This is a genomic window from Rhodococcus sp. RS1C4 (assembly GCF_002258225.1).
In the GTDB taxonomy this organism is placed as follows: Bacteria; Actinomycetota; Actinomycetes; order Mycobacteriales; family Mycobacteriaceae; genus Rhodococcoides; species Rhodococcoides fascians_E.
The window spans coordinates 164,510-183,925 of the sequence record NZ_NOXZ01000050.1 but is presented as its reverse complement, the minus strand read 5'-3'; the positions used below and the strand labels follow the sequence as shown (position 1 = coordinate 183,925).

General features: G+C 65.0%; 18 protein-coding genes. 7 read left to right on the top strand and 11 right to left on the bottom strand.

Features of this window, described 5'->3' with window-relative positions; genetic code table 11:
- Window positions 1–27: 27 nt before the first annotated feature.
- Window positions 28–1,230 (top strand): NAD(P)H-binding protein, encoded by a 1,203-nt coding sequence (locus CH289_RS25935; protein ID WP_019666177.1) that lies wholly within the window; start codon window positions 28–30, stop codon window positions 1,228–1,230.
- Window positions 1,230–1,940, top strand: coding sequence for a CPBP family intramembrane glutamic endopeptidase (locus CH289_RS25930; RefSeq protein WP_019666176.1), 711 nt, complete (start codon window positions 1,230–1,232; stop codon window positions 1,938–1,940). The genes CH289_RS25935 and CH289_RS25930 overlap by 1 nt, the downstream gene beginning before the upstream one ends.
- Here CH289_RS25930 and CH289_RS25925 read toward each other — a convergent pair.
- Window positions 1,920–2,975: an acyl-CoA dehydrogenase family protein gene (locus CH289_RS25925; protein ID WP_020112156.1), complete on the bottom strand. Its 1,056-nt coding sequence runs from the start codon at window positions 2,973–2,975 to the stop codon at window positions 1,920–1,922. The two genes, CH289_RS25930 and CH289_RS25925, sit on opposite strands and share 21 nt — an antisense overlap.
- 76 nt (window positions 2,976–3,051) lie before the next feature.
- Between CH289_RS25925 and CH289_RS25920 the strand changes: the two genes are divergently transcribed.
- Together CH289_RS25920 and CH289_RS25915 are read left to right on the top strand one after the other, a co-directional pair.
- Entirely contained in the window at window positions 3,052–3,489 is a 438-nt protein-coding gene (locus CH289_RS25920) for an Lrp/AsnC family transcriptional regulator (RefSeq protein WP_019666174.1), read from the top strand.
- On the top strand, window positions 3,486–4,574 hold the full coding sequence (locus tag CH289_RS25915) for a lysylphosphatidylglycerol synthase transmembrane domain-containing protein (RefSeq protein WP_019666173.1): 1,089 nt from the start codon (window positions 3,486–3,488) through the stop codon (window positions 4,572–4,574). The genes CH289_RS25920 and CH289_RS25915 overlap by 4 nt, the downstream gene beginning before the upstream one ends.
- Here CH289_RS25915 and CH289_RS25910 read toward each other — a convergent pair.
- Together CH289_RS25910 and CH289_RS25905 are read right to left on the bottom strand one after the other, a co-directional pair.
- The gene (locus CH289_RS25910) at window positions 4,523–7,228 is read right to left on the bottom strand and encodes a molybdopterin-dependent oxidoreductase (protein ID WP_026347960.1); all 2,706 of its coding nucleotides are present in this window, start codon (window positions 7,226–7,228) and stop codon (window positions 4,523–4,525) included. The two genes, CH289_RS25915 and CH289_RS25910, sit on opposite strands and share 52 nt — an antisense overlap.
- Window positions 7,222–8,037, bottom strand: a complete 816-nt coding sequence (locus tag CH289_RS25905) for an FAD binding domain-containing protein (RefSeq protein ID WP_094728848.1) — start codon at window positions 8,035–8,037, stop codon at window positions 7,222–7,224. Before CH289_RS25905 ends, CH289_RS25910 begins: the two co-directional genes overlap by 7 nt.
- A 208-nt stretch (window positions 8,038–8,245) precedes the next feature.
- Between CH289_RS25905 and CH289_RS25900 the strand changes: the two genes are divergently transcribed.
- Window positions 8,246–9,796, top strand: a complete 1,551-nt coding sequence (locus tag CH289_RS25900; RefSeq protein WP_249277029.1) for a PucR family transcriptional regulator — start codon at window positions 8,246–8,248, stop codon at window positions 9,794–9,796.
- Between the two features lie 10 nt (window positions 9,797–9,806).
- Window positions 9,807–10,436, top strand: a complete 630-nt coding sequence (locus CH289_RS25895) for a DUF2461 domain-containing protein (protein ID WP_019666168.1) — start codon at window positions 9,807–9,809, stop codon at window positions 10,434–10,436.
- A gap of 10 nt (window positions 10,437–10,446) precedes the next feature.
- Here CH289_RS25895 and pucL read toward each other — a convergent pair whose 3' ends face one another.
- From pucL to CH289_RS25875, 4 genes are read right to left on the bottom strand one after another with little or no spacing between them, the layout of a single operon-like run.
- On the bottom strand, window positions 10,447–11,367 hold the full coding sequence (gene pucL / locus CH289_RS25890) for a factor-independent urate hydroxylase (RefSeq protein WP_094728846.1): 921 nt from the start codon (window positions 11,365–11,367) through the stop codon (window positions 10,447–10,449).
- Between the two features lies 1 nt (window position 11,368).
- A complete protein-coding gene (uraH, locus tag CH289_RS25885; protein ID WP_019666166.1) occupies window positions 11,369–11,695 on the bottom strand; it encodes a hydroxyisourate hydrolase in 327 nt (108 codons plus the stop codon).
- The gene (gene uraD / locus CH289_RS25880; protein ID WP_094728844.1) at window positions 11,692–12,195 is read right to left on the bottom strand and encodes a 2-oxo-4-hydroxy-4-carboxy-5-ureidoimidazoline decarboxylase; all 504 of its coding nucleotides are present in this window, start codon (window positions 12,193–12,195) and stop codon (window positions 11,692–11,694) included. The genes uraH and uraD overlap by 4 nt, the downstream gene beginning before the upstream one ends.
- 9 nt (window positions 12,196–12,204) lie before the next feature.
- Entirely contained in the window at window positions 12,205–14,109 is a 1,905-nt protein-coding gene (locus CH289_RS25875) for a solute carrier family 23 protein (RefSeq protein WP_033190513.1), read from the bottom strand.
- A gap of 164 nt (window positions 14,110–14,273) precedes the next feature.
- On the opposite strand from CH289_RS25875, the gene CH289_RS25870 reads away from it, so the two are divergent.
- A complete protein-coding gene (locus CH289_RS25870; RefSeq protein WP_019666163.1) occupies window positions 14,274–14,807 on the top strand; it encodes a nucleotidyltransferase family protein in 534 nt (177 codons plus the stop codon).
- Between the two features lie 72 nt (window positions 14,808–14,879).
- Here CH289_RS25870 and nhaA read toward each other — a convergent pair whose 3' ends face one another.
- From nhaA to CH289_RS25850, 4 genes are all read right to left on the bottom strand, one after another.
- Complete coding sequence (gene nhaA, locus CH289_RS25865; RefSeq protein ID WP_033190515.1) at window positions 14,880–16,211, bottom strand: Na+/H+ antiporter NhaA; 1,332 nt, start codon at window positions 16,209–16,211, stop codon at window positions 14,880–14,882.
- A 127-nt stretch (window positions 16,212–16,338) separates the two neighbouring features.
- Window positions 16,339–17,031 carry a haloacid dehalogenase type II gene (locus tag CH289_RS25860; protein WP_019666161.1) on the bottom strand — a complete coding sequence of 231 codons (693 nt, stop codon included), beginning with the start codon at window positions 17,029–17,031 and terminating at the stop codon, window positions 16,339–16,341.
- Entirely contained in the window at window positions 17,028–17,459 is a 432-nt protein-coding gene (locus CH289_RS25855; RefSeq protein ID WP_019666160.1) for a DUF1707 SHOCT-like domain-containing protein, read from the bottom strand. The genes CH289_RS25860 and CH289_RS25855 overlap by 4 nt, the downstream gene beginning before the upstream one ends.
- A 37-nt stretch (window positions 17,460–17,496) precedes the next feature.
- Entirely contained in the window at window positions 17,497–19,290 is a 1,794-nt protein-coding gene (locus tag CH289_RS25850) for an acetyl/propionyl/methylcrotonyl-CoA carboxylase subunit alpha (protein WP_094728842.1), read from the bottom strand.
- Window positions 19,291–19,416: the final 126 nt, after the last annotated feature.

Here is a 19,416-nt window from a genome sequence, read left to right as displayed (position 1 = left end):
CTCGCGAGCCGGTTAGCCTTGGCGAGCATGAGAGTTCTCGTGACGGGGGCAAGTGGTTACATCGGTTCGCGTCTGGTCGCCGCGTTGCTCGACGACGGCGACACCGTCGTGGCCGCGTCACGTCGGCCGGACAGCCTCGATCGCTTCGACTGGCGACACGAGGTGGAGACGGTGGCGCTCGATGCAGGCGACACGAGCTCGCTGGCCGACGCGTTCGAGGCTGCCGGAGACATCGATACCGCGTACTACCTGGTGCACGCGATCGGCCAGGAGGACTACCGAGCCCAGGACCTGCGCTCGGCGGGGCAGTTCGCCGAAGCGGCGGCAGCGGCCGGTGTCAGGAGAATCGTCTATCTCGGTGGTTTCGCTCCGGAAGGTGAAGCGCTGTCCGAGCATCTCGGCAGCCGCGCCGACGTCGGCGAAGCACTCGACGTCGACGGCGTGGAGGTGGTGTGGCTCAAGGCCGCCATCGTCCTCGGCGCAGGCTCGACGTCCTACGAAATGCTCCGCTATCTCGCCGACCGACTGCTGGTGCTGCCGCTACCGAGCTGGCTGAACCGGCCCGTGCAGCCCATCGCCGTCGACGACGTTCTGTTCTACCTGCTGGCCTCCAGGCAGGAGGTGCCCGCGGGTGCGTACGACATCGGGGGGCCCGACGTCGTGCCCTACCGAGACTTACTGTTCGCGTACGTCGACGCCGCCGGCCTGACGCGGATCGGGGTGTCCGCTCCCGGCGTCCCCACCGGCCTCGCAGGTCGCGTGATCGGCAAGATCATCCCCGTCCCCGACGCTCTGGCCGAGGACCTCGTTCATTCCCTTCACAACACGATGACGGCGACCGAAAGTCGAATCGTCGATCTCGTCGGAGAGAAGGAGGGCGGGCGGACCACGATCGACGAAGCGATGCGCCGCAGCGTTCTCGGCACCGTCGGTGAGCCGCCGGGAGTTCGTGCATCCAAGGATCCGCTCCGGCTCGCGCACACCGACGCGGTCTGGAGTGGCGGCGACGCAATCGGCATCCGCCGCTACGGCGTCGCAGCATCCTCCGACGAGACGTGGAGCTTGCTCGAAGCCCTCGGTGCACGCAAGATGCTCTACTCGTGGCCGGTGGCAGCGGTGGTGCGCACCAACCTCGACGTGGTCGGTGGTGTTTCGGAACGCGCGAGATCGGTGATACGACGCGTGCGCGGGGGATCGAACGACGAACACGGCGGGGACGAGGAGGCTTGATGGCGACGTGGCAGACCACGGTGGTCGACGTGATGAAGTCCGCGCTCGTGGACAAGGTCGACCGTGATCACCGGCAGTCCGATCGCGCTTTCCTTCGCCGACGCATCGTCGTCGGCATCACACTCGTCGTCGGAGCAGTTCTTCTCGGTGTGTCGCTGTCGGTGAGCCCGGGGGACAACGCCTTCTACCCGCTGACGATCGCGCTGGCGGCTACGTGGATCATCGGCGGATTCGTCTCCGGCCCGTTGCACCTCGGGCGAATCACGTTCAACGGCTCGATGCGTCGGCCGATCATCACACCGATTCTCATTGGTCTCGCTGCCGGCGGTGTGTTCGTCGTCGGCGGTCTCGTCGTTCGCCAGATTCCGCCCCTCGCGGACTTCGTCGCCAACGTGTTGGCGCACGCCACGATGGGGTCGATGGGCCTGATCGTGTTCATCACGCTCCTGAACGGTGTGGCCGAGGAGATCTTCTTTCGTGGCGCACTCTTCGCCGCCATCGGACGCCGCAAGCCGGTTCTGATCTCGACGCTCGTCTACACGGTCGTCACCCTCGCCAGCGGCAACCCGATGCTCGCGTTCGCCGCCATCACCCTGGGGTTCGTCCTGGCGCTCCAGCGCCGCTCCTCCGGCGGCATCCTGGCGCCGATGCTGACTCACGTCGCCTGGTCGACAGTGATGGTGTTCGCTCTACCGCCACTCTTCGTCTGACGGCCACCGTCCGCTCCTGCCTGCGGGGTCGCCTTGCAAGGTCCGGAGTAGTTCGGCTTTGATCTGGGGCCGTCCCGCGCCGACGAGGGTGAACGTAGCCTCCCGCACCAGCCGCTCCGGCGTGCCGTGCCCGACGATTGCTCCCGAACCGGTGGCGGTCACCAGCGCAGCCGCCGCCCGCATCGCCAGTTCCGACGCTTCCGCCCGCGCCGCGAACATGTCGTACGTGCCGGCGAGGGCGTCGTCGAATGCAGCGCGACGCTGGGAATGAGAGCGGCGAAACGATGAGGTATCGGTTCCGATATCGTCCATCTGAGTGATGGCGCGACGTGCGACACCCATCGCCATGCACCCGTTCAGATACGACCCGTAGATCTGTCCGGACTGGAACTCCTCGTCCGTCACGACGGACACGACCTGAGAATCGTCCACCTCGACGCCGTCGAACAGCAGCCGGACCGTGTTGCTCGCGTCGACGGCGATCAGCGTCAGGCGTTCGACCTCGATACCGGCCGCATTCGTGGCCGGGATGACGAGGTGCACGATGGAATCGTCGAACTCGTCGCGCGCGGATACCTGAAGGATGTCGACTATGCCCCATCCCGTGACGAACGGCGCGTGCCCGTCCAACACGTAGCCGGTGTCGGTTCGGCGCGCATACAGCTTGGGCGGCCGCGGTATCGCGCCTGCGAAGGCAACACCCGCCTTGACGGATCCATCGATCACGCCGTCGAGATACCGTGTGCGCAACGACGTGTTGCTCGAGTGGGAGAGCGACATGACGACGCCGTTGTGCTGCATCCAGGTGAAGGTGGTTGCCAGGCAACCGGCGCAGAGGGTTTCGACGACGAGCGGCAACTCGTCCGACCCCAGCGGTTCACCGCGGTCGGATGCGAGCCCGTAGAAGCCCTCCGCCGCCAAGATTTCGAAATGGCTGGAGGGGATCTCACCGTCGGCGTCGACGGAGTCGGCGGCAGGGAACAGTACCGAATCGGCAAGTTCACGAGCACGCTCCGGCCAGGACGACACGGACACATCCTAGCCCGCACCCGGTGCGGATTTCCGGTAGTCCAGTCCGCCGAAACCGGGCGTTCTGGGCTACATTGCGCAGGTGAGCGAAAATCTCGACCGGATCGACCGGTTGATCATCGACGAACTCGTCGCAGACGGCCGCGCGACCCTCGCGACTCTGGCCGACAAGGCAAGCCTGTCGGTGTCGGCGGTGCAATCGCGTGTACGCCGTCTGGAATCGAGACGAGTCATTCGCGGCTACACCGCACAGGTCGACTCGGAAGCGTTGGGCCGGCCGCTGTCTGCGTTCGTTGCGATCACCCCGATCGATCCGGCGCAGCCCGACGATGCGCCTGCCCGCCTTCGGCACATCACCGCGATCGAGTCGTGTCACTCGGTCGCCGGTGAGGAAAGCTACGTCCTGTTGGTGCGAACCTCGTCGCCGCGTGCACTCGAACAACTGCTCCAAGACATTCGAGCTACCGCGAACGTTCGTACCCGCAGCACCATCATTCTGCAGACGTTCTACGACCGATGACGCGTTCTGGAGTGCGCAAGGTTGTCTCCGCCGTCCTGTCGTACGGGGTGGTCGGACTGGTGATGTGGCTCCTCTACCGGACCGTCGGTAACTCCGGTTCAGTGTCCGACGCCATCGGGTCCATCTCCCTCACCCACGTTCTCGTCGTCTCCGGTCTCGGCCTCGTCTACCTCGCATCGATGTTCAAGCCCATGACCTACACTCTCCCGGGGCTCGACCTGCCGCGTGCCGGGGTAGCACGAACCGCGTCGTCGGCGCTCGCCAACACTGTGCCCGAAGGCGGCACCGTCGCAACCGGATTGACGTTCGCGATGTATCGATCGTGGGGGTTCACGCTCGCCGCGAGCACGACCTCCATTCTCGCCGTGGGGTTGTGGACCAATCTTTCGCGCTACGGAGTCATGGCGATCGCGCTCGTCGTACTCGTCGTGTTCGGCTCGGTGTCCGGGTCGGTGGTGTGGATTGCCGTCGGCGCGTGCGTGGTCGTGACGGCCATCTGCGCATCGATCGGATGCATCCTGAGCAGCGATCGGTTCGCTCGCGCCCTCGGTCGGCTGCTCACACGGATGCGCGGTGCCGTGGCCGAGCGCATCACCAGAATCCAACCTCGGGACATGGAAGAGCAGATCGCCATCTTCCGTGCCGATCTGCTCGCCGAAGTCCGGACGTCCTGGAGGTCACTGACCGCCACGATGGTGTTGACGCAGGTACTCGGCGCGACAGTGCTCGGTGTGTCGGTTCGGATGGCCGGTCTGGGTCACGACGACATCGGGTGGGACAGAATCTTCGTGGCGTTCGGAGCGATGTCGCTCGCAGCGTTCGTTGCCCCGACGCCGGGTGGCCTCGGGGTCGCCGAGGCCGCGTTGATCGCCGTGCTCGGGGTCGGGTTGTCCACCGGTCAGCAGGCGGAACTCGTTGCGGCTGTTCTGGTGTTCCGATTCGCGACGTGGTTCCTGCCCATTCCCATCGGCCTCGTGTCCTACCTCTACTGGCGTCTGACGAAGAACTGGAAGGTCTTCCAGTCGCCCCGTTCTCAGCCGTCGAGTGAGCGCCACACCCGATCCGAGGAGAGCGGAAGGGCATGAAGCCGTGATCCGATGGCATCCTTGATCGCATTCGCCAGCGCCGGGGCGACCGGGTTGTACGGTGATTCGCTCATCGACTTGGCGCCGAACGGGCCGAGCTGGTCGTAGGTGTCGGCGAAGTACACCTCGGTCGGAGGTATGTCGGCGAACTGCGGGACGTGGTAGCTGCGAATGGAATCGGTGACGACCGTCCCCGCGCCGTCGGTCTGGATCTCCTCGTACAACGCCGAACCGATGCCCTGAGCCACGCCGCCTTCGACCTGGCCACGGCACTGTTGAGGATTCATGACGGTGCCTGCGTCGGCGCTCTGGATCGACTGCAGGATTCGGACGGTGCCGGTGCTCTCCTCGACTGCGACGCGGAAGGCGTGAACGTTGAACGCCAACGATCGGGGGACCCCGCCACTGTCACCCGACGCGGTCAGTGTTCCGCCCGCGTCGGCGAGGACGTCGGGCAGGGACATGAAGCGATCCTCGCAGTGCACACCCTCCGGCCCGAGGATGCATGCCTCCGGCGCGACGCCGAACGCCGACGCGGCAACACCGCGAATGCGCTCGGAGAGGAGCAGGACCGCTGCCAGGAGCGCTTTGCCCGCCACGACGGTCCCGGCCGAACCGAAGGCACCCGTGTCGTATGTCGCGGAATCGGTGTCGGACTGCCGGACAACGATCCGGTCGGGGGACGTGGCGAGTTCCGTCGCGGCGATCTGCGTGTGCACCGTCGTCGTCCCGTTGCCGAACTCTGCTGTGCCGATGCCGATCTCGTAGGTTCCGTCGCGGCCGAGCGATACGGTGACCTCCGCGAAGTGCCCACGCGGCGGGATGGTTGCGATCATCGCGATCGCCATTCCCTCGCCGACCTTCCATCCCGGTGGAGCACCGACACCGTTGCCCTCCCTCAACGCGCGCTCTGCCAGGTCGAGACACTGGTCGAGGCCGTAGCTGCCGAACATCAGATCGTCTCCCTCGACGTGCGCGGCCACGAGGGGATCACCCGGCACCACGACATTGCGGCGTCGGAACTCGAAGGGATCGATGTCCAGGTCGCGTGCCAGATCGTCGATCGCGGACTCGACCGCGAAGATCACCTGTCCCAGCCCGTACCCGCGGAACGCGCCGGACGGAATGTTGTTGGTGTAGACGGACTTCGCGTCGACCCGCTTGTTGGCGCATCGGTAGACGGCGACCGATTCTCCGCACCCGTGGAACATGACGCCGGGGGAGTGGTTTCCATACGCCCCTGCGTCGGTCACCACATCCACCGCCAGCGCGGTCAGGACGCCGTCGGCGGTGCCCGCCACCGTGACGTCGACCTGGAACGGGTGACGGCACGGTGAGACGGTGAACTCGTCGCCACGGGTGAACTCGAACTGGACGGGCGAGCCCGTTCTCAACACTGCGAGCGCAACGATGTCCTCGGTCAGCAACTCCTGCTTCCCTCCGAACCCACCGCCGACGCGGGCGGTGAACACCCGGACGCGGTCGGGGCGAAGACCGAAGATCTCGCAGATCTCGTTGCGCACCAAAAACGGAACCTGAGTGCTCGTCCGCAGCGTCAGGCGTCCGGAGTCGTCCATCCATCCGATCGTGCCGTGCGTCTCGAGATGCACGTGCTGGATTCGCTGTGTGGTGAATCGGCCGGTGACGACGGCATCGGCATCGGCGACGGCCGCGTCCACATCGCCGGTGCCACCGTGCAATTCGGCAACGAGATTGCGCGACGGGTCCGCGATCCGCGACTCCTGGCCCTTGTCCGCATGTACGAGCGGCGCCCCGGGAAGCGACGCCGCTGCGGGATCGAACACCGCAGGCAGTACCTCGTACTCCACCACGAGCGCTCGGCATCCCGCTTCGGCATCGGCCAGGGTCTCTCCGACGACCACCGCGACGCGTTGCCCCTTGAAGCGCATCACCGTGTCGATCACGCGAGTGTCGTCCGGGTCGTCCGTCCGTTGTTCGTGGCGGGCGGTGGAGAACAGCCGGTCCGGGCTGTCCGCGGAGGTGAGGACCAGTCTGACTCCGGGTAGTGCCTCGGCGACCGACGTGTCGATCGACACCACTCTCGCGTGTGGATGCGGACTGCCCAGAACACTGGCGTGCAGGAGCCCGGCCGGCGTGATGTCCAGTGTGTAGTCCTCGGTTCCCGTGACGATTCGCGTTGCCGCAGGAGCAGACAGCGACCGACCCGACGACGGACCGTCGGTGACCTTCTCGGTGTTCACCACGCCGTGCACCGCGTCGGCGATACTGCGATACCCGGTGCAGCGGCACAGGTTGCCCTTCAGCTTCTGCGCAAGATCGTCGCGGGGCAGATCCGTTTCATCGTCGAGCGTCGACGCAGTGACCACCATCCCCGCAGTGCAGAAACCGCACTGGAAGCCTCCCGCCTCCACGAATCGTCGCTGGACAGGATGCAGGTCCTCGGGCGTGCCCAGCCCCGCGACCGTGGTCACTTGCCGATCGGCGGCACGAAACGCCGGAAAAATGCAGGAATGCACCGGCTCTCCGTCGACGAGAACCGAACAGGCGCCGCAGTCCCCGGCGTCGCACCCCTTCTTGACCTCGAAATGCGCATGATCACGCAGCAGAGTGCGCAGGCATTGCCCTGGGCGGGGGGAACATTCGGTGGGTGTGCCGTTGATGCCGACTAGCACGTCAGTTCCTCCAGAATCTCCGCGGCCGAGCCGATGGTGATGTGTCGGCGCCAATCCGGCGCTCCGTGGGGGTCGTCGTACCAGGCAGTGTCGGGAATACTCCCGGCGAGCGCTCCTCTCAGCTCGTCCTGGCTCGGCAGCCCAGGAAAGCGGAGTACGTACGGGCGCCTCGTCGCGGCCGTCACGCTGACGACGAACTGTTCGTCGGTATCGCGACGCCCGACGACCACCGCCGCGGAACGTCCGAGCGGAGAGAGAGCAATCTTCCGGAACGCGGTTGTCGCGGAGAGTGCCTCGGAGGTGAAGCGAACGCTGCGCAGCACGTCGCCCACCCGCAGGGCGTTCTCGTGCGGCCCGGTCACCAAGTCGACCACCGGGACGGTGTACTCGGAACCGTCGTCGGCCCAGACCGTCGTGACGCCGTCCAGAGCCGTCGCAAGTGAGATCATCGCACCCGCGGGTAGAGAGAGACAGATGTTGCCGCCGACGGTGGCGACCTTCCAGATCTTGAACGACGCGAGCAATGCTGTCGCACACTGCTCGAACAACACCGTCGCCGGCCAGTCCCGTTCGAAGGTCGCCGTCGCCAGTGTCTCGATCGTGCAGGTCGCCGCGACGGTCAATCCGGCGTCGTCCACCACTAGCGGCGGCCAACCAAGACCGGTGATGTCGACCAGACGCGTCAGATGGTCCTGTTTCTCCGACATCAACCAGGTTCCACCGGCGATGACCGCACTGTCGTCGCGGCCGGGAGGAACATCGGACCGCATGCGCGGAATCACCACGTCGGCAATCGTTCCCAGGTCCATCCGTCACCGCCTTCGTGTGCCGCAGGAGCGGAGCCTGCGGAGTGACCATTGTGCTCCGCAGGAGCGGAGCCTGCGGAGTGACAATGTGCGAACTCTAGTGAACATCTGTTACGGCGGCGGCGTACTGATGCGATACGACCGAAACGCGACCGAAACACTCCGCGGTTATTGTCCGTTCCTACAAAGCCGGGGAACATCGGAGGTGAACATGCAGGTCAAAGACCTGCTCGCGGTTCCGGAATTTGGCATCCGCATGCTGACCACGGATACGGAGGCGTACGAGCGAACCGTCAAGTGGACGTTCACGACCGATCTACCGGATCCGTCTCGCTACATCGCGGGCGGCGAGTTGGTCATCACCGGACTCGTGTGGCGCCGAGCGCCCGAGGATTCGGACGCGTTCGTTCGGGCAGTGTTCGACTCGGGCGCTGTGGCATTGGCAGCCGGTGAGGGGTTGCTCGGTCACGTTCCGGTCGATCTCGTCGACGCGTGCGAGCGGCACGGACTGCCCCTGCTCGCCGTACCGGCGTCGGTGTCGTTCGGCGATCTGACGGAGTTTCTCGTCGACCGGGTGTCGGGCGACAGGATCGCCGCGTTGAACACCTCGCTCATGCGACAACGACAGCTCCTGACGGCTGTCGCCGACGGCCGTGCCCTCGACGAGCTGGCCGTCCACACCACACGCGAGACCGGGATGCAGTGCTCGATCTTCACCGCGACCGGGCGTCGACTCGTCGTCGAAGCGACCCCCTTCTCCGACGAGGACGTCGATGCGCTGACCCGCTGCGCCCTGTCCGCCGACAGCCTGCCCGCGACGGTCACCCTCGCAGGAGGCCGCGTCCACAGCATCTTCGGTGTCGGTGCGGCGCTGTCCACCAGAGCGATGCGCTGGTTCCTTGCCGTCTCCGGTGACTACCGGACCTTCGGTCCGGCGATCTCCGACGCCTTCGGTCAGCTCGCGTCGATCGCTGCTCTCGACCGCGCTCGCAGGGAGGAAGGCCGCCTCGTGCGACGCGAAATCGCCGACCAGGCCGTGCGATTGCTGGAAGAGGACTGGTCGACATCGGAGACGCTCGTACGGCTTCGCCAAGCCGGCGTCGATCCCGAACAACCACTCGTCGTGATCAGTGCGGTCTTCGTCGGTCGAGGTGACATGCACGAACTGCTCAGGACCGTTCTGTCGGACACTCTGACGTCCTTCGGCGGTGGATGCGTCGGTGGCGGAAGCCGCGGCGACATCGTGGGGATCGTGACAACCAAAGCCGTCGACATCGTGCCCGTTCTCCGGACGAGATTGCGCAGGCTGGCCGCCGGGATCGGGAGGAGCAGGCTCGTCGTCGGCGTCAGCTCCGAGGTGACGGGCTCGGCACTGGAAGGTGCGGTTCAATCCGCTCGTCACGCGTCCGACGTGGCGAGGGCGAGCGAGAAACAGGTCGCTGTCGTCGCCGCGGGCGATCTGGACTCGGCGGTCTCGCTGGTGTCGATTCTTCCCGACCGTGTCCGACGCGACTATGCCGAGCGTGTCCTCGGTCCGGTGCTTCGGTACGACGGCGACTCCGGACTACTCGACACCCTGCGTGAGTTCCTGGCCCAGGGCGGTTCGTGGAACAGGACAGCCGACGTGCTTCACGTCCATCTCAACACGGTCCGCTACCGGATCAAACGCGTCGAAGAACTGCTCGGCCGCGATATGGCGTCCACTGCGGACCGCGTCGACGTCTACCTGGCTCTGCAATCGGTGGCGCAACCGCACACCTAGAATCGGGCTCATGGCTTTCACGGGGATCCCTTTCGCCGCTCTCGACTTCTACGAGGACCTGGAAGCGGACAACAGCAAAGTGTGGTGGAACGCCCACAAGGACGTCTACCAACACTCGGTGAAGGAACCGATGACGGCGCTTCTCGCCGAACTCGAGTCCGAGTTCGGTCCCGCGAAGATGTTCCGGCCGTACCGCGACGTCCGATTCTCGAAGGACAAGACCCCCTACAAAGCGCACCAGGGTGCGTTCGTCGCGCGGGGCTCGGCCCTGGGGTACTACGTTCAGATCGACCCGGCCGGACTTTTCGTCGCGGGCGGCTTTTATCACGCGGACGCCGACGGAATCGCCCGGTTCCGGGACGCCGTCGACACCGAGGTGCGCGGGACCGAGCTCGAGAACATCGTTGCGGCGATGCAGAAAGCAGGCTTCGAGATCGGCGGCGACCAGCTCAAGACCAAACCGCGAGGTTACGACGCCGACCACCCGCGGATCGAACTGCTCCGCCACAAGACCCTGACCGTCAGCAGGCATTTCGGTTCGCCTGCCTGGCTCGAAACACCGAAAGCCGCTGCGCGGGTCCGTGAATCGTGGCGGAAGATGGCCCCTCTCGTCGAGTGGGCCGAGCAGGTTCTGCAGTAGGTACCGGTGCTCAGCCGACCACCGAGTAGGTGCGCCATGCACTGCCGGCGTCCGGGGCATCCTCGCGCTCGACCGTCGCCTGGATCAAACCATAGGGTCGATCGTCGGCGTTGAATACCTCGTTGTCGTTGGGGACACCGAAACGTGCTGTGTCGTAGAGGAAATGATGCTTGTTGGGTGCCGACATCCGAATCTCTGCGATGAACGGATACTTCTGCAGTACCGCCTCACCCATCGCGTACAACGTCTGCTGCAGTGCAAGTGACTGCAGGTTGGCGAACCGCTCGATCATCGCGGCCTTCACGCCTGCGTGGACTCCGTCCCAGTCCACGTCGGTGCGAGTGTAGCGCCACTGCGCAGTGAGAGACGTCGCCATCACCCGGTCATGGGTCGGTTCGAGCACGGTCAGCTCGTCCTCGAGGAAGCCCGCGAACTCCGAACCGGTGGACTTGAGGATGATCAGTTCCTTGAAACCGCTGACGACCCACGTCTTCTGGTACTCGCCCTTGCCTTCGACGGTCACCGCGGACGTGCGGATCTCCTCGCCCTTGCGCGTCCACGTGTGGTCGTGCTCGGCTCCGTCGACGACAACACGCTGCCAGGCGTACTCCTCGAGCTCGATGCGGGCGCCCTCGACGGGCTCGACATCGTCGACGTAATGCCGGGCAAGGTCGAGCCCGTAGCTCTCGATGTGCAACAGGCCCTTGGACTTGGCGTACGTGTATGCCGTCTGCTTCTGCGTATCCGTCGGTAAAACATTCGATTGATCGCCGACGAGGTGGGCGGGTGAGAAGTCGCCGCGCAGCGCGCTCGAGACGTTGATGTCGTGGATCTCGTGTCGCGGAGAATCACGGTAGATCCGGACGACTCGGTTCTCGGCTTTGCCGTACTGGTTTGCCCCGAGGATGATCTTGCCGTTCAGGTCGGTCATCTCAGCTCCCGCGATAGGTGGAATAGGCGAACGGGGACAACAACAATGGAACGTGGTAGTGCGCATCCGGGTCGGTCACAGCGAACGAGATGGACACTTCCGGATAGAACGTCGCCGTGCCGTGGACGTCGAAGTAGCTGCCGGTGTCGAAGGACAGGCGGTACGTACCGGTAGCGACCGGACCGGGTACCAGTTCCGGCACCCGTCCGTCGGCGTCGGTGGCCGCCGTCGCGATCTGTCCGTCCACCGGATGGAACAGCGCGACCCGTATCCCCACCGCGGGAGCCCCGGCGACCGCGTCGAGAACGTGCGTGCTGATCCCGCTCACTGCTGCGGCCCCAACACCCGGTTCAGTCGAATTCTGTTGATCTTGGCCAGTTCCACGCGCAGCACCCGTCGCTCGGTCTCGGGGTCGTTCCCCAATCTCTCTTCGAGGATAGCGAGCAACTCCGTCGCCGACCGTCCGGTGGCGCACACCAGGTATACGTGCCCGAACTGTGCTTCGTACTTGCGATTGGCCTCGGCGAGCTCGGCCAGCACATCCGATCCTGCACTCTGGACAGCCGCCTGCTCGCGCTGGGATGCGCTGTTGTCCGCCCGCCCGCCGATCCGGGGGTGGCCGTCGAGCGCCTGGTCGATCTCCGCTTCCGGGAGTTCGGCGAGCACTCGATCTGCCCGGTCCAGCAGTTGATCTCGGGACGAGAACGGCCGAGACCCGGCGACCCGTCGAGCCCAGATCGACGACGAGCAACACTCGAACAGAGCATGCATCGCCTGCCGGTCCGACAGTTCGTTGAACCCGTCCAGGCCTATCCATTCGTGTAACAACGCATCTCGCTATCTGTGCTCGGTCAGCCGACCGAAGCGGGCGGCGGCGATGGGGTTGGCGTCGGCGACGAGGTCGTCGAAGCGATAGTTCGCGATCTTGGCGATCTCGATCATCGCAAACGATCGCTCGGCCGCGGCTGCATTCTCCATGCGCGACCACCCATTGGCGAGAACTCTGTCGTAGCGTTCGGTCTCCCTGGCACAGATCACGAGCGGAAATCCGAAGTGCTGCCGGTACTCCGCCGCGAGTTGGACGATGCTGTCGTGCTCGTCTTCCTCCAGATTGGACAGGCCGACGTGATCTGCAGCGTGCAGTGTTCCCGTCGCATCCTCACTGCCGAGGTCGGGGTAACTGTTGATCAGCTCCACCTGCTCCTCCGTCGTCCCGGCCAGCAGAGATTCCTGGAACGCCTCCCGCAGGCTGTGCGCGTCGGCGAACGGTGCCTGCTGGTACGCACGCTCGACCACCCATGGTGTGCCCTGAACCAGACCGCCGAACGTCGAGGCGAATTCGTCGGGAGTCATTGCGTTGACCTTGTCCAGGGTGATTCCCTTACCCGGTCCACCTGCCACGGCCTGGCCGCGACCACCGAGATGGAAGAACAACACGTTCAACACGATCGCCGTGACGGCTCCGAGGACGATACCGCTGCCGAAGAGCATCTCGAGCCATGCAGGCACGCCCTGGGACACCGTCGGTTGGATCGTCACCAGCATCGCGAGGCCCAGGCTGGTTGCCACGATGATCAAATTGCGGTGGTCGGTGAAATCGACCTTGGACAGCGTCTGGATTCCCACCACGGCAACCGTCGCGAACAGAGCCAGCGCCGCACCGCCGAGCACGGGCGGCGGAATCGACGCAACGACCGCGGCGGTTTTCGGCAGTAGCCCCAGCAGGATCATGATTGCGCCCGCCGCTGCCACGACCCACCGGCTCCGAACTCCGGTGAGACGCACCAGCCCGACGTTCTCCGAGAATGCGGTGTAGGGGAACGAGTTGAACGTCCCGCCGATCACCGTCGCCACGCCGTCCGCGCGCAGGGTTGCCGCTATGTCGTCCTTCTTGATCCGCTTCCCGACGATTTCGCCGGTGGCATAGACACTTCCGGTGGTTTCGACGGCAATGATCAGCATGACGACGATCATCGAGATGATCGCGATGACGCTGAACTTCGGCGCGCCGAACAGGAACGGCTGCGTGAAGCCCACCCACGATGCTTCACCGGTGCCGTCGAAGCTCATGTCTCCCAGAACGAATGCGACGGCGCTCCCGATCACCAAACCGAGCAACACCGCGATGGTCGCCATGAATCCTTTGAAGAAGCGCTGGATCAGCACGATGATCAGCAGGGTGCCGATGGCGTACGCCATCCACCGTCCGTTCGTCGGATCCTGCTCGTGCGTAGCGGGATTGGTCACCGCATCGTTGACGGCGACGGGGAGCAGTGCGACGCCGATGATCGTGATCACCGTCCCGGTCACGACGGGCGGAAAGAACCTCAGAAGCTTGCTGAAATACGGTGCCATGAAGAACGTGACGAGGCCCGCGACGATGACGGCTCCGTAGACGTACAGCAACCCCTCGGTGCCGCCGCCGTTCGCCATCGCGATCGCGATCACCGGTGACACTCCGGCGAACGTCACGCCCTGCAAAAGCGGGAGGCGAACGCCGATCTTCCAGAACCCCACGGACTGAATGATCGACGCGATCCCGCACGTGAACAGGTCGGCATTGATCAGGTGGATCAACTGTTCGTTGGTCAGTCCGATCGCGCTGCCGATGATGATCGGCACCAGTACGGCGCCCGCGTAGAACGCGACGACATGTTGAAAGCCGTACGCAGCGAGTTTGGGGACGGGCAACACTTCGTCGACAGGATGAACACGGCGACGCTTGATCGGGAGAACGGACATGTGGACACCTCGCGGTAGCGAACAGGAATCGAAGTCCTGCCACGCTGCAGGAGAAGTGGTAACAGAATCCGCCATCGCGGGAGATGCCGCGAGTCGAGCGGGCACAATAATGATCGGCTGTCCGGCCGTCATCGTTGTGCGAATGTCCAAACGGAGGGTGTGCAGTGGTTCCAGATGCAGTGGGAGTGCTGCTGGCCGCAGGTGCCGGACGCCGATACGGCTCACCCAAGGTCCTCGCCCACGACGGTGACTGGCTGGCAGCGGCCGTCCAGGCATTGGTGGACGGAGGCTGCGCCGACGTCGTGGTCGTCCTCGGTGCCGCCGACACCGACGTTCCCGCCCCCGCTCGCGCCGTGTATGCAGCCGACTGGCAGGAAGGGATGAGCGCATCGCTGAAGGCCGGGCTCGCCGCGGCAGGTGACGCAGCCTTCGCCGTCGTCCACGTGGTGGACACTCCCGACGTCGGCGAGGAGGTGGTGCGCGCAGTCCTGGCAGCGGCAGACGCCACCGGGCTCGCACGAGCAGTGTTCGACGGTTCCCCCGGTCACCCGGTGGTGTTCGGACGCGAGCACTGGGCCGCAGTCGCCGCCGGCGCAACGGGAGACAAGGGCGCCCGAGAATTTCTCCGCAACCGCGACGACGTCATCGCCGTCGAATGTTCGCGCTGGGCAACCGGTGTGGATCACGATCATCGATGAGGTCCTACCGGGTTGTCGACGAGAACTCGAGGTCCGCGTGTCGACGTCGGGACCACCGAAGGAAACCGCTTCTCAGGGGTTTCGCTTCTGATACACGTCCGGAATCCCGTCATGATCGTCGTCCCGCGTCTCGTCCTCGTGAATCTTTCGGTACACCGTGTTGCGCGCTCGAAGGAGGGCCGAGGCCAGCAGGGCCGCCATGATCGATCCCGTGAGCACACCGATCTTGACGTGGTCGTCGCGATCGGTGCCTGGTCCGAAGGCGAGGTCGCCGATCAGCAGCGACACGGTGAATCCAATGCCGGCAAGCATGGAGATTCCCACTACGTCCACCCATCTGACGGTGCTGTCCAGCGATGCTCGAGTGAATTTCGAGAGCAGGAAGGTGACACCGAAAATCCCGACGGTCTTGCCGATCACCAGGCCCGCAATGATTCCGAGTGCCACGGGGTCGGTGATCGCGCTGGTCAGTCCGCTGAAGCCACCGACAGTCACGCCTGCCGCGCAGAATGCGAACACAGGAACAGCGACGCCGGCGGAGATGGGGCGAATGCGATGTTCGAAGTGTTCGGCGAGTCCGGGGCCGGCATCGGGTCCGCCCGCCGCTCGGCTTCGAATCACGGGGACTGCAAACCCCAGTAGTACTCCTGCGACGGTGGCGTGGATACCCGATTCGTGTACCAACACCCACGTGGCGATCGCGAGCGGGATGAGGATCCACCACGACCGTAACCGTTTCTGGACGGCGATCGTGAACAGACCGAGAGGGATCACAGCGAGGGCGAGTGCCACGAAGTTCACCTCGTCTGTGTAGAAGATCGCGATGACGGTGATCGCGAGTAAGTCGTCCACAACGGCGAGAGTGAGAAGGAACGTTCTCAGTGCAGTGGGTAGATGGGTGCCGATCACGGCGAGAATTGCCACAGCGAATGCGATGTCGGTCGCTGTGGGAATGGCCCATCCCTGCAGCGCGCCGTCACCGGTATTGCGGTTGACGAGCACGAAAATGAGTGCGGGAACTATCATTCCGCCGACCGCGGCCGCGATGGGAAGCGCTGCGCGCTTCGGATCTCGGAGGTCGCCTGCGACGAACTCGCGTTTGAGTTCGAGGCCGACAACGAAAAAAAAGATTGCAAGCAGGCCGTCGGCTGCCCACGTCGAGACGGTGAGATTCAGGTGGATCGAGGACGGGCCGATCGTGAAGTTCATCAAGGTTCGGTAGCTGTCGGACAGCGGCGAGTTCGCCCAGGCGAGTGCCGCGACGGCAGCGATGAGTAGTAGAACTCCGCCCACCGTTTCTTTGCGGAGTACTGCGGCGATACGGCTGGCCTCGGACCACGAACCGCGGGAGAACAGTGTTCGCTGCGTCGGTGATGTCGGCATGATGGCCTTTCTCGACGTCATCGCCCATGTCAGTGGGGCAACGACTTTCGGGCATGGTCAGTTCATGCCGACCAGACTTCCCGGCGCACCGAGGGACAACTCTAGCGGGGTTGGTGGCAAACGGATAATCGAGCAGCTGTCGATCTGTTCAGCATCCCAGCACCGAAGCCAGTTCTGCGATCGACGAAACGCTGTAGGTCCAGTCCGACTCGGCGATGAGGTCGGTGGTCTGGGACGGACCGTGTTCGGTGGGGCGGGCGATGAAGGCAGTCTGGAATCCGCATGCACGCGCCGCGTCGAGGTCACTGTTGTGTGCGGCAACCATCATGCAGTGCTCCGGTGGGACACCGAGGATGTCGGCGGTGCGTAGGTATGCCTCGGGGCTCGGCTTGTAGGCGCGCACCGGCTCGGCGCCGAGTATCGCGTCCCACGGCAATCCTGCGTTCTTCGCCATGTCCAACAGCAGCGAGATGTTGCCGTTGGACAGGGGAGCGATCACGAACTGCGATTTCAACCGCGAGAGCCCGGAGACCGAGTCCGGCCACGGCGTCAGTCGATGCCAGACAGTGTTCAACCTAGCGACGGCCTCGGCGGGCAAGTGCACACCGAACTCGTCGAGTACGGTCCGCAGGCTTTCGAGGTGAAGCACGTCGAGACGGACGAACTCCCGCGCGCCGGATCGGACGTCCTCCATCGATGGTTGATAGAGACTGCGCCAACGGTCGGCGAACGCGTACGAATCGACGTCGCCAGGCAGTGCGTCGGCGCAGTGCGCGGCAACGCTGGTTCTCCAATCGACGACCGTGCCGAAGACGTCGAAGAGAAGTATCTTCGCCGTCACCGATCGCGCCGCCTGGAGCGATCGCCACCGAACAGCAGGGCACCGGCGAGAGGAATGAGAAGGAAGAACAACCAGCTGTTGGACACCGGTACGACGAAGAACAGGATCAGCGCAACGATCGGTGCCGCCGCCATGGTGGCTTTTCGCCAATCCCAGCCGTCCACCACGGCCGGGGCTGCCGGCTCGATCGCAGGCTCTGCGGACTTGGAGATGTCGAGCGGCCGGGACGCCGTAGGAGCCAACGAGGGCGTGGGAAGGTCGGTGAAGACCGAATCCAGCTCGCCGCGGGTTGTCGCTGCAGTCACCACCGCGCTGCGCTCGTCGAATTCCGGAAGCGTCAGGCGTCCGTCGCTCAGGTGCTGACTCAGGTTGGAGAGCGCCTGCTCGCGTTCGGCGGTACCAATGCGAACGTCCGGGTTGTCGGCCATGACAGACAGACTAACCCGGACGTCGCTTTCTTTCGTACTACTTCAGTTCTGCGAGGACGGTGCCCTGGGTGATGGCCGATCCTGGTTGGACGGCGAGGCCGGTCACTGTGCCTGCTTTGTGGGCGTTGACGGGGTTTTCCATTTTCATGGCTTCGAGGACGGCGATGAGGTCGCCTTCGGCGACTTCTTGTCCTTCTTCGACGGCGACCTTGACGACGGTGCCTTGCATGGGTGCGGTGACAGCGTCACCGGAGGCAGCTCCGGCGCCTGCGCCGCCGCGTGTGCGGGGCTTGGGCTTGCGGCGAATTGCACCGTCGGTCGCACCTGCGCCGCCGCCGAGGGAGAACTGGCCGGGCAGGGACACCTCGACGCGTCGGCCACCGACCTCGACGACGACGGCCTGACGCGGCAGCGCCTCGTCCTCGCCCTGCGGCTCGCCTGCGGTGAACGGGGGTACCTGGTTGTCCCACTCGGTTTCGATCCAGCGGGTGTGGACGTCGAAAGATTCTCCGTTGCCGATGAACGCGGGATCGGAGACGACGGCCGCGTGGAACGGGATGACCGTGGCGAGGCCTTCGACCTTGAATTCGGCCAACGCGCGACGCGAACGCGCGAGGGCTTCCTCGCGGGTGGCGCCGGTGACGATCAGCTTGGCGAGCATGGAGTCGAACTGGCCACCGATGACCGAGCCGGATTCGACACCGGAGTCCACGCGCACACCGGGACCGGACGGCGCGACGAACGTGGTGACCGGGCCGGGAGCGGGCAGGAAGCCGCGGCCTGCGTCCTCACCGTTGATGCGGAACTCGAACGAGTGTCCACGCGGGGCGGGGTCTTCGGTGATGGAGAGCTCTTCGCCGTTGGCGATGCGGAACTGCTGCAGCACCAGGTCGATGCCGGAGGTCTCTTCGGTGACCGGGTGTTCGACCTGCAGGCGGGTGTTGACCTCGAGGAAGGAGACCAGGCCGTCCTGGCCGACGAGGTATTCCACGGTCCCGGCGCCGTAGTAGCCGGCCTCTTTGCAGATGGCCTTGGCGGAGGAATGGATCTCCGCGCGCTGGGCGTCGGTGAGGAACGGTGCCGGTGCTTCCTCGACGAGCTTCTGGAAGCGGCGCTGCAGGGAGCAGTCGCGGGTGCCTGCGACGACGACGTTGCCGTGCTGGTCGGCGATGACCTGTGCTTCGACGTGGCGGGGCTTGTCGAGGTAGCGCTCGACGAAGCATTCACCGCGACCGAACGCTGCGACGGCTTCGCGGGTGGCGGAGTCGAACAGCTCGGGGATCTCTTCGCGGGTGCGGGCGACCTTCATGCCGCGTCCGCCGCCGCCGAAGGCGGCTTTGATGGCGATGGGGAGGCCGTGTTCGTCGGCGAAGGCAAGGATTTCCTCGGCGTCCTTGACCGGTTCTGCGGTGCCGGGAACCGAGGGTGCTTTGGCGCGGGCGGCGATGTGGCGGGCGGTGACTTTGTCGCCGAGGTCGCGGATGGATTGGGGGGAGGGTCCGATCCAGATCAGGCCTGCGTCGATGACGGCCTGGGCGAAGTCGGCGTTTTCGGAGAGGAAGCCGTAGCCGGGGTGGATGGCGTCGGCACCGGACTTGGCTGCGGCGCCCAAGAGTTTGTCGATGACCAAATACGATTCCGCCGAGGTCTGGCCGCCGAGGGCGAAGGCTTCGTCGGCGAGGCGGACGTGGGGTGCGTCGGCGTCGGGTTCTGCGTAGACCGCGACACTTCTCAGGCCTGCATCTGCTGCTGCTCTGATCACCCGAACTGCAATCTCGCCGCGATTAGCGACGAGGACCTTGGTGATATGCGCACTGGCATGGCTGGGCACTGAGCCTCCTGTGGTGTCGAGTGTTCCGTGCTGGCCGTTTCGTGCCGCACTGGTACGAGCGTCTCTTCGGAGTTTAAGCACAGCCCCGAAGACAACCGAAACTGGATGGTGATTATGGGGAACCTC